Annotated in this window: 12 protein-coding genes; 10 read left to right on the top strand and 2 right to left on the bottom strand. The window is 73.0% G+C overall.

The window, feature by feature from the left end; all coding sequences use genetic code 11:
• Positions 1-31 precede the first annotated feature (31 nt).
• Positions 32-724 carry a lysophospholipid acyltransferase family protein gene (locus AC0AIB_RS18490; RefSeq protein ID WP_465097132.1) on the top strand — a complete coding sequence of 231 codons (693 nt, stop codon included), beginning with the start codon at positions 32-34 and terminating at the stop codon, positions 722-724.
• A 48-nt stretch (positions 725-772) separates the two neighbouring features.
• Here the strand turns inward: AC0AIB_RS18490 and AC0AIB_RS18485 are convergent, their stop codons facing one another.
• Complete coding sequence (locus AC0AIB_RS18485) at positions 773-2,632, bottom strand: hypothetical protein (protein ID WP_465097131.1); 1,860 nt, start codon at positions 2,630-2,632, stop codon at positions 773-775.
• Positions 2,633-2,740: 108 nt separating this feature from the next.
• Here AC0AIB_RS18485 and AC0AIB_RS18480 point away from each other — a divergent pair, with 108 nt between their 5' ends.
• The 8 genes from AC0AIB_RS18480 (at position 2,741) to AC0AIB_RS18445 (ending at position 12,543) form a co-directional block, all read left to right on the top strand.
• Complete coding sequence (locus tag AC0AIB_RS18480; protein WP_465097130.1) at positions 2,741-4,780, top strand: TIGR03960 family B12-binding radical SAM protein; 2,040 nt, start codon at positions 2,741-2,743, stop codon at positions 4,778-4,780.
• A gap of 185 nt (positions 4,781-4,965) precedes the next feature.
• Positions 4,966-5,685: a TIGR03936 family radical SAM-associated protein gene (locus AC0AIB_RS18475; RefSeq protein ID WP_328348688.1), complete on the top strand. Its 720-nt coding sequence runs from the start codon at positions 4,966-4,968 to the stop codon at positions 5,683-5,685.
• A 131-nt stretch (positions 5,686-5,816) separates the two neighbouring features.
• Positions 5,817-9,002 carry an Rne/Rng family ribonuclease gene (locus AC0AIB_RS18470; RefSeq protein ID WP_465097129.1) on the top strand — a complete coding sequence of 1,062 codons (3,186 nt, stop codon included), beginning with the start codon at positions 5,817-5,819 and terminating at the stop codon, positions 9,000-9,002.
• A gap of 118 nt (positions 9,003-9,120) precedes the next feature.
• Complete coding sequence (locus AC0AIB_RS18465) at positions 9,121-9,615, top strand: hypothetical protein (protein WP_328343772.1); 495 nt, start codon at positions 9,121-9,123, stop codon at positions 9,613-9,615.
• Positions 9,616-9,813: 198 nt separating this feature from the next.
• Complete coding sequence (rplU, locus tag AC0AIB_RS18460; protein WP_328343774.1) at positions 9,814-10,128, top strand: 50S ribosomal protein L21; 315 nt, start codon at positions 9,814-9,816, stop codon at positions 10,126-10,128.
• An 11-nt stretch (positions 10,129-10,139) separates the two neighbouring features.
• On the top strand, positions 10,140-10,391 hold the full coding sequence (gene rpmA / locus AC0AIB_RS18455; protein ID WP_088647594.1) for a 50S ribosomal protein L27: 252 nt from the start codon (positions 10,140-10,142) through the stop codon (positions 10,389-10,391).
• A 156-nt stretch (positions 10,392-10,547) separates the two neighbouring features.
• Positions 10,548-12,023: a GTPase ObgE gene (gene obgE / locus AC0AIB_RS18450; RefSeq protein ID WP_328343776.1), complete on the top strand. Its 1,476-nt coding sequence runs from the start codon at positions 10,548-10,550 to the stop codon at positions 12,021-12,023.
• Between the two features lie 70 nt (positions 12,024-12,093).
• On the top strand, positions 12,094-12,543 hold the full coding sequence (locus AC0AIB_RS18445; RefSeq protein ID WP_328343778.1) for a GNAT family N-acetyltransferase: 450 nt from the start codon (positions 12,094-12,096) through the stop codon (positions 12,541-12,543).
• 14 nt (positions 12,544-12,557) lie between these two features.
• Here the strand turns inward: AC0AIB_RS18445 and AC0AIB_RS18440 are convergent, their stop codons facing one another.
• Positions 12,558-13,217: a DUF6766 family protein gene (locus tag AC0AIB_RS18440; RefSeq protein ID WP_328343780.1), complete on the bottom strand. Its 660-nt coding sequence runs from the start codon at positions 13,215-13,217 to the stop codon at positions 12,558-12,560.
• A 227-nt stretch (positions 13,218-13,444) separates the two neighbouring features.
• Here AC0AIB_RS18440 and AC0AIB_RS18435 point away from each other — a divergent pair, with 227 nt between their 5' ends.
• Positions 13,445-14,236: a hypothetical protein gene (locus AC0AIB_RS18435; protein WP_328343782.1), complete on the top strand. Its 792-nt coding sequence runs from the start codon at positions 13,445-13,447 to the stop codon at positions 14,234-14,236.
• Positions 14,237-14,252: the final 16 nt, after the last annotated feature.

Below are 14,252 nucleotides of genomic sequence, written 5' to 3'. Positions count from 1 at the left end.
GCCTGTTCAACGTACGACCGCCGGAGGACCAGTGCCGCTGCTCTACACCATCGGCAAGCTCACCGTGGGACCCGCGATCCGGCTGGCCTTCCGCCCGGTCGTCGAGGGGCTGGAGCACATCCCGGCGAGCGGCGGTGCGATCTTCGCGGGCAACCACCTCTCCGTCGCCGACGAGCTGCTGCTGGGCACCGTCGTCCCCCGGCACCTCGCCTTCTGGGCCAAGTCGGAGTACTTCACCGGCCCCGGTCCGAAGGGCGCACTGTCCAAGTTCGTGCTCACCGGCCTGGGTGCCATCCCGGTCGAGCGGGCCGGTGGGCGGGCCGCGCTGTCCGCGTTCGACGCGGCCATCCCGGCGTTGCGCGGCGGAGACCTGGTCGCCGTCTACCCGGAGGGGACCCGCTCGCCCGACGGGCGGCTCTACCGGGGACGGACGGGCACCGCCCGGCTGGCGGTGGCGGCCGGCGTGCCGATCATCCCGGTGGGGGTGCTCGGCACCGACAAGGCCCAGCCGATCGGCACCCGGGTCCCCCGCCCCGGCAAGGCGAAGATCATCATCAAGTTCGGCAAGCCGCTGGACTTCACCGGCCGCTCCGACGACCGCACCTCGCTGCGGGAGATGACCGACGAGCTGATGGCCGAGATCCAGAAGCTCACCGGCCAGGAGTACGTCCCCCGCTACGCCCCCCGCCGGGCCGAGCCCACCTCCGGTGGCACGCCGGCCTGAACACCGCCTGTACACGGCGGAGCGTCGGCTGCTCGGGCCGGCCCCCGCTCAGCCCTGCTTCGGAGTGACGATCTGGGCGCGCATCGTGGCGAGCAGCCGGGCGCTGTCGTCCACCGAGAGTCGGGTGAAGACCCCGGTGGCGCTGCTGCCGTGGTCCACCGACGTGCAGACCACCACGTCGGCGCCGTTGGATGACCCGGTCGCGCAGCGCTCGTACCGGCCCCGGACGCCGGTGTCCACCGGTTGGGGCGTACCGAGCCCGAAGGTGTCGGTCAGCCGCACCATGGCGTCGTCCGCGTCGGACTCCGGGCTGAACCGGAAGCCGGTGTCACCGAAGACGATCACCCGCTTGCCGTCGGACGTGCCGTAGACGCCGGCGTAGACGTCCTCGGCGAGCAGGTTCGCCTTGCGTACCTCGGTCTTGAGCTTCTCGACCTCGCTGCCCGAGTCCTCCCGCAGGGTCAGGTCCGCGACCTGGCCGGGCAGGGTGGCATCGGCGGGGTACTGCTGCCAGGCCGGTCGGCCGAACCAGGCGGGGCAGCCGCAGCAGCAGGCCAGGCTGAGCAGCAGCACCCAGGGCCAGCGCCGACGCTTGCGGCGGACGTACCCCTTGGGAGGTCTCCTGGGGTCCACCGGCGGTGGGGCGGCCGGTTCCGGACGGGCCCGGCGCTGCTTCGGCGGCCGGGGTGGCGCGGGCGGCGGCGGGGGTGGCAGCGCCGGGCGGGCTGGTGGCGGGGACACCGGCCGCGCAGCGGGCACCGGCGCGACCGGGTAGGGCCTGGTCGGCGAGGGCGCGGCCGGAGCCGGCGACGACACCGGCGGGTACGGCGGGGTCGGGGTGTTCTGGTGGAGCGGGGTGTTCTGGTACGGCGGGGCCGGTGGGGTCGGGGTGTGCTGGTGGGGCGTCGACTGCGCCGGTGGGGTGGAGCCGGGCCGGTGGGGTGGGGCCGGGCCGGTGGCCGGTGGGTAGGGGCGGGTCGGCGGCGACGCCGGATAGGGCACCGCCGGCGGCAGTGCAGCCAGCTCGGGGTGGTGCAGGTCCCAACCGCCGGTGTCCGCGCCCGCCCACGGGTCCACCGGGGCACGGTGCTCCGGCAGCTCCGGCGGGGGCGGCGGCGGGAGTGGCGGCGGTGCCGGGGTGAACTCGGCCGACTCACCCCACCCGCGGCGACGCGGCGGCGGTGCGGGTACGGCGGCGGAACCACTCCACCGGGGCGCCGCCGGCTCCTCAAGCGTCGCGTCGGGGCGCTGTTCCAGCCGGGTGGCGTCGGGGCGTTGCTCCAGCCTGGTCGGGTCGGGGCGCTGTTCCTGCCGGGTCGGGTCGGGGCCCTGCTCCTGTCGGGCCAGGTCGGGCTGGGCTGGCGTCGTCGGCTCGGGCTGGGCTGGCGTCGTCGGCTCGGGCGGTGTGACCCGCGCCGGAACGGCGGCCGACCCCCGGGCCGGGGTGACCGGGCCGGGCGCGACCCCCCGCGCCGGGCCGACCGGCTCCACCGGACTGCTCTGCTCGGTCGGGCCGGTGGACTCCATAAGACCGGCCTGTCCGTCGGGGCCGGCCTGCTCGCTCGGGCCGGCGGACTCCGGCGTGCCGGCCTGCTCGGCCTGCTCGGTCGTGCCGGCCTGTTCCGGTGGGGTGGGGGGCTCGGTCGGGCCGGCCTGTTCCGGCGCGGGGGTGGGTCGGGGTGGGGTGGCGACGTCGACGGGTGACGCGGAAGGAGGGGCGTCACCAGCCGGATTCCCCAAGTCGCCCTGCGTGACCGCGATGGGCTCACCCGCCGACGCTGCGTGGTCACCAGGCGGTGGTGTGGGGAGGTCGACCGGCTCGGCGGTGACCACTGGATCCTGCTGCCGACCCGGGACCGGGTCGCCCCCGTCGGCCGGCCGGTCTGCTCCCGGCTGCGGCTCCGGCATCGCGGCAATCTCCTCTCGCGCCGGTTGCGAGGTTAGTACCGGGGTGCCACCTCGACCAATCGGCGGTGCGGCGAGTGGTTCGCCGGCGGACGCGTACCCTTGGGCTCCATGAGTGCTCCGTCCACGACGCCGCGCCCCGCCGCGGCCATGACCGACGACGGCTCCGGCACGGCGGGTCCTTCGCCGCGCCACGGCGGCGAGCTGTCGGTCTGGCCCCGGCTGGAGGCGCTGCTGCCCCAGGTGACCAAGCCCATCCAGTACGTCGGTGGCGAGCTGGGCGCGGTGGTCAAGGACTGGGACGCGGCGACCGTACGCTGGGCGCTGATGTACCCCGACGCGTACGAGGTGGGCCTGCCCAACCAGGGCGTGCAGATCCTCTACGAGGTGCTCAACGAGCAGCCCGACGTGCTGGCCGAGCGGACGTACGCGGTCTGGCCGGACCTGGAACAGCTGATGCGTACCCACGGCGTGCCGCAGTTCACCGTCGACGCGCACCGTTCGGTGCGCCGCTTCGACGTGTTCGGGGTCTCGTTCTCGACCGAGTTGGGCTACACCAACCTGCTCACCGCGATCGACCTCGCCGGTATCCCGATGCGCGCCGCCGACCGTACCGAGGCCGATCCGGTGATCGTGGCCGGTGGGCACGCCGCGTTCAACCCGGAGCCGATCGCCGACTTCGTCGACGCCGCCGTGCTCGGCGACGGCGAGGAGGCGGTCCTGGAGATCACCGCGATCGTCCGGGAGTGGAAGGCGGAGGGCTCCCCGGGCGGCCGGGACGAGCTGCTGCTGCGGCTGGCCCGCACCGAGAGCGTCTACGTGCCGCGCTTCTACGACGTGGACTACCTGCCCGACGGCCGGATCCAGCGGGTCGTGCCGAACCGCCCGGACGTGCCGTTCCGGGTGCACAAGCGCACCACCATGGACCTGGACGCCTGGCCGTACCCGAAGAAGCCGCTCGTGCCGCTGGCCGAGACGGTGCACGAGCGGTACGCGGTGGAGATCTTCCGGGGCTGCACCAGGGGTTGCCGGTTCTGCCAGGCCGGCATGATCACCCGCCCGGTCCGGGAACGCTCGATCACCACCGTCGGGCAGATGGTCCAGCAGGGGTTGGAGTTCTCCGGCTTCCACGAGGTGGGCCTGCTGTCGCTGTCGTCGGCCGACCACTCCGAGATCGGCGACATGTGCTCCGGCCTGGCCGAGCAGTACGCCGGCACCAACGTGTCACTGTCGTTGCCGTCGACCCGGGTGGACGCGTTCAACATCGACCTGGCGCAGGAGCTGTCCCGCAACGGTCGGCGGACCGGGCTGACCTTCGCCCCGGAGGGCGGGTCGGAGCGGATCCGCAAGGTCATCAACAAGATGGTGTCGAAGGAAGACCTGATCCGCACGGTGGTCACCGCGTACACCAACGGTTGGCGGCAGGTGAAGCTCTACTTCATGTGCGGCCTGCCCACCGAGACCGACGAGGACGTCCTGGAGATCGCCGACATGGCGCACGAGGTGATCCGGGCCGGGCGGGCGGCCACCGGGTCCAAGGACATCCGCTGCACCGTCTCCATCGGCGGTTTCGTGCCGAAGCCGCACACCCCGTTCCAGTGGGCACCGATCTGCCCGCCGGAGGTCATCGACCACCGGCTCAGGCTGCTCAAGCAGGCGATCAATTCGGACCGCTCGCTCGGTCGGGCGATCGGCTACCGCTATCACGACGGCGAGCCGTCGCTGATCGAGGGCCTGCTCAGCCGGGGTGACCGCCGGGTAGGCGCGGTGATCCACGAGGTGTGGCGCAACGGCGGCCGGTTCGACGGGTGGAGCGAGCACTTCTCGTACCAGCGCTGGGTGGACGCCGCCGCCGAGGTGCTCCCGGGCTTCGGCGTCGACCTGGACTGGTACACCACCCGCCAGCGCGACGAGCTGGAGGTGCTGCCCTGGGACCACCTCGACTCCGGCCTGGACAAGGACTGGCTCTGGCAGGACTGGCAGGATTCCCTGGGCGAGTACGAGCAGGACGACTGCCGGTGGACCCCGTGCTTCGACTGCGGTGTCTGCCCGTCGATGGACACCGAGATCCAGATCGGTCCCACCGGCCGTAAGCTCCTGCCGCTCACCCCGGTCACCGGCCTGAAGGTGCCCACCGGCGCCCAGCAGTGACAGTCGCCGGGGCGGGGGTGGCGTGCCCCGGCGGGCCACCCGTCCCGCGAAGACGCGCATGACGCTATCGTCACCGCCGGCCCGGGGCACGGGGACGACCGGCCGGTTCTAGACCGAGGAGTACGACGATCAGCAGGAAACCACAGCCGGAGGGCGGGCAGGCGCCCATCGTCCAGCGGGTCCGGATCCGGTACGCGAAGCGCGGACCGTTGCGGTTCACCTCCCACCGGGACTTCGCCCGCGCCTTCGAGCGCGCCCTGCGCCGGGCCGCCGTACCGGTGGCCTTCTCCCAGGGCTTCACCCCGCACCCGAAGATCTCCTACGCCAGCGCCGCCCCCACCGGCGTCGCCAGCGAGGCGGAGTACCTGGAGGTCGGCCTCCAGGCGGTGGTCGACCCGGAGCAGTTGCGCGCCGCGCTCGACGCGGCCCTCTCACCCGGCCTCGACGTGCTGGACGTGGTGGTCGCCACCGGGGGGAGCCTGCCCGAGCGGATCGAGGCGTCGCACTGGCGGATCGAGCTGCCCGACGTCGACCCGGCGGTGGCACAACGGGCGGTTTCCGCCTTCGTGGCCGCCGACGAGGTGCAGGTCGAGCGGATGACCAAGCAGGGCCGACGGACGTTCGACGCGCGGAGCGCGGTGACCCGCATCGATGTGCTGCCCCCGGTGGAGACGCCTTCCGGGGCAGCGGACTCGTCGTGTGCGATACTCGAACTGGTCGTACGGCAGGTCACCCCGTCCGTGCGACCCGATGACGTCCTTTCCGGCCTCCGCGTGGTGGCCGCCCTGGAGCCGCCGGTCTCCCCGAGGGTGATCCGGCTGGCGCAGGGCACGTTGACCGCGCAGGGCGCGATCGTGGATCCGTTGGAAGCGGACCGCGACTGGGCAGCCATCGGAGGACGCTGACCGTCGGTCAGGGTTCTGGCAGGCAGACTTCGGCGGTCGTGCACGTAGCGCGCCCGGCGGAAACACTTTTGCGGCAGTCCTGCGTGGCAGCGCTCACCCGCGCCCGGGGCCGCCAGAACTGGAGAACGTCCATGCTCGAGAACGAGCCCGAGGGCGGCGAACGGACCGGTTCCCAGCCGGCCGGCGACACCGCCGACACCACCATCGGCGGCGGCACCGGTGCCGCCTCCTCCGACGGCACGCCCGGCGCCGCGCCACCGGAGGCCGCCGCGACGCCCCCGGAGGGTGCCGCGACGACCACCGAGGGTGCCGCGACGGCTGTGGACGGTGCACCGCCGACCCGGCGACGGACCACCCGACGGCGGGCCGCGCCACTGAGCCAGCCGGAGCCGACCGGGGCGCCCGCCGAGGCGTCCGACACCGCCGCCTCGGCCACCGACGAGTCGCAGCAGGCCGAGGTGATCGTCCCGGTCGCCGGTGAACTCGACTCCGCGCCGAAGCCCACCCGACGCCGCCGCAAGGCCACCCCGGCCAAGGCGGTCGAGGATCCGCTCGTCGCCGACGGGGTGGAAGAGGGCAGCGCGGAACTCGTACCACCGGTGAAGGTGACCCGTACCCGGCGGAAGAAGGCTGTCGCCCCGGCGGCCGCCGAGCCGCTGCCGGCCGCCGAGGTCGCCGCCGGCCAGGTGCCGGCCGCCGAGGTGGAGGAGCCGGCCGTGGAGGCGGCTGCCCCGACCGAACCGACCGTCGCCGACGAGGTCGAGGAGACCGAGGAGACCGCGGCCGAGGAAGCCGCGGTGCCTGTCGACGAGCCGTCCGCCGGGGCGGCGCAGCCGGACACCGGTGCGCGGCCGGGCAGGACGTCCGGCCCGGCCGGTGCCGGGACGGGAGCCGGTGAGGTGTCGCCCGGCGTCGCCGTGCCGGCCGCCGGTGAGCCGGTGGAGCCGGCCGAGCCGCAGCCGCGTACCCGCCGGCGGCGGGCCGCGATCGCCGCGCCGACGGTGCTCTTCATGGCCCCGCAGCCGGAGGAGCTGCCCACCTTCCGGGTGGTCGAGCCCGGACCGGTCGCCGAGGAGCCCGCCGAGGAGCCCGCCGAGACCGGGCGGCGGCGTCGCCGTGGTCGCCGTGAGGCCGAGCCGGTCGAGGCCGTCGAGCCGGTCGAGGTCGTCGAGGAGGAGCCCACCGGCGAGGCCGAGGAGGGCACCGAGGACGACAGTGACGACGAGGAGGACGACGACGAGTCGGCCGCCGCGCGTCGCCGCCGTCGCCGGGGCCGCCGGGGCCGGGGCCGGGGCAAGGGCGGCGCGGACGACACCGACGAGGACGAGACCGAGGAGCCGGCCCAGGCCGAGGCCGAGAGCGAGGGCGACGAGGCCGAGGACGAGGGTGACGGGGACGGACTGACCCGCCGTCGTCGGCGGCGTCGCCGCCGGGGCGCCGGGGACGTCGAGGGGAGCGCCGACGACGGCGTACCCACGGTGGTGAAGATCCGTGAGCCCCGCAAGGCCGTCGACGAGGTGCAGGGCGTCTCCGGCTCGACCCGGCTGGAGGCCAAGCGGCAGCGTCGGCGGGACGGCCGGGAGCAGCGCCGCACCCGCCCGCCGATCCTGAGCGAGTCGGAGTTCCTGGCCCGCCGGGAGGCGGTCGACCGGGTGATGGCGGTCCGCCAGCGCGGCGACCGGACCCAGATCGCGGTCCTCGAGGACGGCGTCCTGGTCGAGCACTACGTCACCCGCAACTCGTCCGGCACCATGGCCGGCAACGTCTACCTGGGCAAGGTGCAGAACGTCCTGCCCAGCATGGAGGCGGCCTTCGTCGACGTCGGGCGGGGTCGCAACGCCGTGCTGTACGCCGGCGAGGTCAACTGGGACACCAGCGGCCTGGAGGGGCGCTCCCGCTCGATCGAGCAGGCGTTGCGCTCCGGCGATTCGGTGCTGGTCCAGGTCACCAAGGACCCGATCGGGCACAAGGGCGCCCGGCTGACCAGCCACGTGGCGCTCTCCGGCCGGCACCTGGTCTACGTGCCCAACGGCAACGCCTCCGGGATCAGCCGCAAGCTGCCCGACAACGAGCGCAAGCGGCTGCGTGACGTGCTCAAGAAGCTGGTCCCGGACGGCGCGGGCGTGATCGTCCGGACCGCCGCCGAGGGAGCCAGCGAAGACGAGCTGGCCCGGGACGTCAAGCGGCTGCAGGCCCAGTGGGAGGACATCCAGGCCAAGGCGACCGCCGGTGGCGCCCCGGTGCTGCTCTACGAGGAGCCCGACCTGGTCATCCGGGTGGTCCGGGACCTGTTCAACGAGGACTTCCGCGAGTTGGTCATCGAGGGCGAGCAGTCGTACGGCATGGTCGAGTCGTACCTGTCGCACGTCTCGCCGGACCTGGTCGACCGGGTACGCCGGTACGTCGGCACCGCCGACGTGTTCACCGAGTACCGGATCGACGAGCAGATCATCAAGGGGCTGGACCGCAAGGTCTTCCTGCCCTCCGGTGGTTCGCTGGTGATCGACCGGACCGAGGCGATGACCGTCGTCGACGTCAACACCGGCAAGTACACCGGCTCCGGGGGCAACCTGGAGGAGACGGTCACCCGCAACAACCTGGAGGCGGCCGAGGAGATCGTCCGTCAGCTGCGGTTGCGCGACATCGGTGGCATCGTGGTCATCGACTTCATCGACATGGTGCTGGAGTCCAACCGTGAGCTGGTGTTGCGTCGGCTCACCGAGTGCCTGGGGCGCGACCGGACCAAGCACCAGGTGACCGAGATCACTTCGCTCGGCCTGGTGCAGATGACCCGGAAGCGGATCGGCGCCGGCCTGCTGGAGGCGTTCAGCGAGCCCTGCGAGTGCTGCAAGGGCCGGGGCCTGGTCATCCACACCGAGCCGGTGGCGGAGAAGCCGCGTGCGGGTGCCGGTGCGGGTGCGGGTGCGGGCGACCGGGTCAAGGCGGTCGCCTCGGCGGTCACCGCCCCGGCGGCCGAACCGCCCGCCAGCGCGTCCTCGCGGCGGCGGGCCCGCAAGGCGGCCACGGCGGAGCGGACCGTGGTCGAGACCACCGAGGCCACCGACGTCGAGGTCGCCGCCCCGGCGGCCGACACCGGTTACGACGACACCATGGGCTACGACCTGTCCCGGTACGAGACGCAGACGCCGGCCGCGCCGGCTGTGGCCGACGCCCAGACCGGTGAGTCGGCCCGGCTCGCCGGGGTGGACGACCCGGACGCGCTGGGTGAGGCCGACGGCGACGACGACGGTGGTGAGGCCGGCACCGGTCGGCGGCGGTCCCGCCGGGGTGGTGCCCGTCGGCGGACCCGTCCGTGACGGGCTGACCCGCACCAACGTGCCCCAGGACCCCTCCTCCGGCGTCCCGCTGGTGGGAGGGGTCCTGCCGGGCCGGCGGCCGGCGATACGATCGGTCACCCCCGGCTAGGAGAAGACCATGCGCCGCCTGCCCGCCGCCATCGTGGTGACCACCGTCCTGCTGACCGGCGTCGGCTGTTCCGGCGACCGGACCGACGGGTCGGCCCCCGCCGACCGGTCGAGTGCCACGGTGGCCCCCGCCACGGTGGTCCCGTCCGCCGTGGTGAGCGGTTCCCCGGCGGGCGGCAACGGACCGCAGGTGTGCGCCGACGCCGAGGCCGCCTCGACCACGGCGGTGCGTACCTACGTCGAGGAACTGGGCAAGATGATCGCGGCGGTCGGTGCGAACGACAGTACGGCGGCGGACACCGCCCGCAAGCGGGCGGAGGTGGCGCTGACCACCTGGCGGACGGTGCTGCGGCAGCAGTCCGGCCGGGCCACCGACCCCCAGTTGAAGACCCTGCTCACCGAGTTGGCCACCGAGATCGGCCGGCTCGGCACCGACGTCGACTCGATCGACGAGACCGAACTGGACCGGCTCCAGCAGCGCCTGGACCAGCTCTGCGCCCGCTGACGGCGGGCCGGTTCCGGCGCGGCCGGCCGACCGGCGGGGGGCCGGTTTGGGTGGCGGGCGGGGGATGGCGTAGTCTTTCCTGCGGCGCACTTTGGTGTGCCGAGTTCCCGCGTGCCCGCGCTGCCGGTGTCACAGCTACCCGGCAAGTTGCCATGGGAACGACCGCCAGCAGCCTCAACGACAGGGAGTCCGCCTCCGATGTACGCGATCGTCAAGACCGGCGGCAAGCAGTACAAGGTCGCCGAGGGCGACGTGATCGAGGTCGAGAAGCTCACCGGTGCCCCCGGTGACGCGGTGAAGCTCACCGCGGTGCTCCTCGTCGACGGTGACGACCTGGTGACCGAAGCGGCAAAGCTTGCCAAGGTCGCGGTGTCCGGCGAGATCGCCGCGCACACCAAGGGCCCGAAGATCCGGATCCACAAGTTCAAGAACAAGACCGGCTACCACAAGCGCCAGGGTCACCGCCAGCCGTTGACCCAGGTCAAGGTGACCGGCATCTCCAGCGGGAAGTAGGTCGTCCTCCAATGGCTCATAAAAAGGGTGCGTCCAGCTCGCGTAACGGTCGTGACTCCGCGGCCCAGCGACTCGGCGTGAAGCGCTTCGGTGGTCAGGTCGTCAGCGCGGGTGAGATCCTCATCCGTCAGCGTGGCACCAAGTTCCACCCCGGTGACCTGGTCGGCCGCGGTGGCGACGACACGCTCTTCGCGCTGGCCGCCGGTTCGGTCCTGTTCGGCACCAAGCGGGGTCGTAAGACCGTCAGCATCGTGCCGCAGTAGCTCGAAGGCGAAGCGGGCCGCGGACCTCGGGGTCGCGGCCCGCTTCGCCGTTTCAGGTGCGGGGTGCTCCCGCCGGTGGGTGCTCCTGTCCCGCCGGTGGCCCCGGTGGGGTGCTTTTCAGGTGCGGGGCGTGACTCCGCTGGAAGGATTGGCGTCGTGACGACGTTCGTTGACCGGGTCGTCCTGCACATGCAGGCCGGCGACGGCGGGCACGGCTGTGTCTCCATCCACCGGGAGAAGTTCAAGCCCTTCGGCGGCCCGGACGGGGGCGACGGCGGGCACGGCGGCAGCGTCTCGCTGGTTGTCGACCCGCAGGTGACCACGCTGCTTGACTTCCACTTCCGCCCGCACCTGAAGGCCGAGAACGGCAAGGGCGGCGCGGGTTCGAACCGGGACGGCGCCAAGGGCCACGACCTGCTGATCAAGGTGCCCAACGGCACCGTCGTGCAGACCCTCGACGGTACGGTGCTTGCCGATCTGGTCGGTGCGGGCACCACCTTCGAGGCGGCCCGGGGTGGGCGCGGCGGGCGGGGCAACGCCTCGCTGGCCAACGCCCGGCGCAAGGCGCCCGGCTTCGCCGAACTGGGCGAGCCCGGTGACAAGCTCGACGTGGTGCTCGAGCTCAAGAGCGTCGCCGACGTCGGCCTGGTCGGTTTCCCGTCGGCGGGCAAGTCCTCGCTGATCTCGGTGATCTCCGCCGCCAAGCCGAAGATCGCCGACTACCCGTTCACCACCCTGGTCCCCAACCTGGGCGTGGTCCGGGTGGACAACCACACCTTCACCGTCGCCGACGTGCCGGGTCTGATCCCGGGTGCCGCCACCGGTAAGGGGCTGGGCCTGGAGTTCCTCCGCCACGTCGAGCGGTGCGCCGTGCTGGTGCACGTGGTCGACACGGCGACCCTGGAGCCGGGCCGGGACCCACTTGCCGACATCGACACCATCGAGGCGGAGCTGGCCGAGTACGGCGGACTGGCCGACCGGCCCCGGCTGGTGGCGCTGAACAAGGTCGACGTGCCGGACGGTCAGGATCTCGCCGACATCGTCCGACCCGACCTCCAGGCGCGTGGTTTCCAGGTGTTCGACGTCTCCGCGGCCACCCGTGAAGGGCTCAAGGAGCTCACGTACGCGATGGCGGAGCTGGTCGACCAGGCCCGCCGCGCCGCGCCGCCGGCCGAGCCGACCCGGGTGGTGATCCGTCCCAAGGCGGTCGACGACGCCGGCTTCACCATCGAGGCGGCGGCCGACGGCTCGTTCACCGTGCGGGGCGTCCGACCCGAGCGTTGGGTACGCCAGACGAACTTCGACAACGACGAGGCGGTCGGCTTCCTCGCCGACCGGCTGGCCCGGCTGGGGGTGGAGGAGAAGCTGGCCAAGGCCGGCGCGAACCCCGGTGACCTGGTCCGGATCGGTGAGCGGGAGTTCGACTGGCAGCCGACCCTCTACGCCGGCGTCGACTTCGTCCCCGGCAACCGGGGCACCGACGTACGGCTGGAGGAGAAGTCGTCGCGCCCGGCGGCGGCCGAGCGGTTGGCCGCCCGCAAGGCACGGCGGCAGCGCCCCGAGGACGAGCTGGCGACGGCCTCGCCGGAGTCGGCGGCCGACGACCAGGACTACGACGAAGACGAGGAATAGCCCGTTACCGGTCGGGTCCGGGTCGTTTCCCGGAAACCTTCGTGAAACGGACCCGTCCTACCGTGGGGTGATGCTGATCGAGTCCCGTCCCGCCACCGATCCGCAGGTCGACGCGCTGGTCGCCGCCCAGCAGCGGGAGCTACGCGAGGCCGACGGTGGGCTGGGCGGACAGGTCACCCTGGTCCACGACGGCATCCGCTACCTGGTGGTGGTGGACGGTGGCCGGGTGGTCGCCTGCGGTGGCCTCCAGTCCCTCGATGCGGACACCGGCGAGCTGAAGCGGATGTACGTCCGGCCGGCGTACCGGGGGCGGGGGATCGCCCGGCAGTTGCTCTGTGCGCTGGAGGAGTTGGCCTTCCAGCAGGGCCACTCGATGCTCTGCCTGGAGACGGGCACCTATCTACCTGCCGCGATCGGCCTCTACACCTCCTGCGGCTACCAGCCGATCCCGGTCTACGGCGAGTACGTCGGCAACCCGTACAGCGTGTGTTTCGCCAAGCGGCTGCCGGTGGCGGCCTGAACAGCCCCGCCAGGTCAGGCGCCGGTCTGGGCGTGCGCGGCGGTCACCGGCTTCGACTCCGGCGAGGACGCCTGGCGCAGGAAGATGCTCAGCAGGACCAGTGCCCCCACGGCGAGGAACTCGCTCTGCCAGTTCTGCATCGACTGGAACCAGAAGTCGCTGGTGCCGAGGAACTGCCAGGCGCTGATCGGGGCCGCGCCGCTCTGGAGCGCCTGCTCCTCGTTGTAGGCGGCAACCCCGCCGAACAGATGCCCGACGAAGGACCCCGCGAAGATCAGTAACAGGGCCGACGAGAGGCTGTGCCGGTAGACGGCCAGTGGCAGTCCACCGACCCGGACCGGCCAGGGCGCGTCCGGGCCGGCCCGCCGTTCGTCGTCGGTGGGCCGGTCGGTGCTGTCCTCGGGCTTCGACTCGGCAGAGCCCCGCTGTACCAGGTAGGTGGTGAGCAGCACGTAGCCGCCCATCTGGAGGAACTCCGACTCCCAGTTCTCGAAGACCGCCTCGGCGAAGTGCCCGCTGCCCAGGTACGCCCACCAGCTCAGCGGGGCGACGCCGTACTCGGCGAGCTCCTCGTTGTGGGTCTGCCAGCCGAACAGGCTCTGCAATCCCAGGAAGAGTGCGAACGCGCCCAACAGGGCCAGGCTCAGGGCGTTCCTGCGCAACCATCGTGACATCGCGGCCTCCTCGTCCTCCCGGTGGCTGCCCGAGCCGGGACGCGGGCAAACGCCGGCGCGGCGTGTCGGGGCACGGACCACCCGCCCGGGTGACGGGGCGGCGGCTCCGCGGAAACGACGGATCGTGCATGGACCCGAAAGGCGAGGGTAGGTCCGAAGGTGCGGCCGACGTGATCGGCGAATCCCCCGCACATCACCGCGACGAGTATCCGAGCGGAAGGACCATCATGACGCACGATCTTTCCTCCACCACTTCCTACGGGCAGCAGAGCAACGGCACCGGCGTCCGGGACCAGGCACGCCAGGTCGGCGCCGACGCCGCCAACGCCGGTGGGGCGGTCGCCCAGACCGCCCGGGAGCAGGGCCACGAGGTGGTCGGCGAGGCCCGCCGTCAGGTGCGCAACCTCTACGGCGAGGCCCGTGACCAGCTCACCACCCACGGCGGCGAGCAGCAGCGCAGGGCCGCCGGTGGCCTGCGGTCGCTGGCCGAGGAGATGCGCTCGATGGCGCAGAACGGCGGGCAGGGCGGCCCGGTGACCGAGCTCGCCCACCAGGCGGCCGACCGGGTCCACGGCGTGGCCGGCTGGCTGGAGGAGCGCGAGCCGGGCGACCTGCTCCACGAGGTGAAGACCTACGCCCGCCGCAACCCGGGCACCTTCCTGCTCGGCGCGGCCGTGCTCGGCGTGGTCGCCGGCAGGCTCGCCAAGGGTCTCACCGCCGGTTCCGACGACGCCACCAGCCCCCGCGGCTACGGCACGGCGGGCGGCTACGACCCGGAGCAGACCGCGGTCATCCCGACCCAGGCGGCCCCGACCCCGCCGGCCGGCTACCTGGACCCGACCCCCGGCACCTACGCCGAGCCCGACCCGGGCTACTCCGGCCAGGGCGCGGCCCACCCCGACAACGGGACCGGCGCCAGCTACGCCGACCCGGCCGGCGGCACCGGCCAGCCCCTACCGCCGGTGACCCAGACCGACCCGCTGCCCGGCGTGCCGTCCAGCGGCGTCACCCGCCCGTGAGCCGAGCGATCATCCG

The sequence above is a fragment of the Micromonospora sp. DSM 43699 genome, assembly GCF_055517075.1.
The sequence above is the reverse complement of the archived record's forward strand: the minus strand, read 5'-3'. Positions and strand labels throughout refer to the sequence as shown.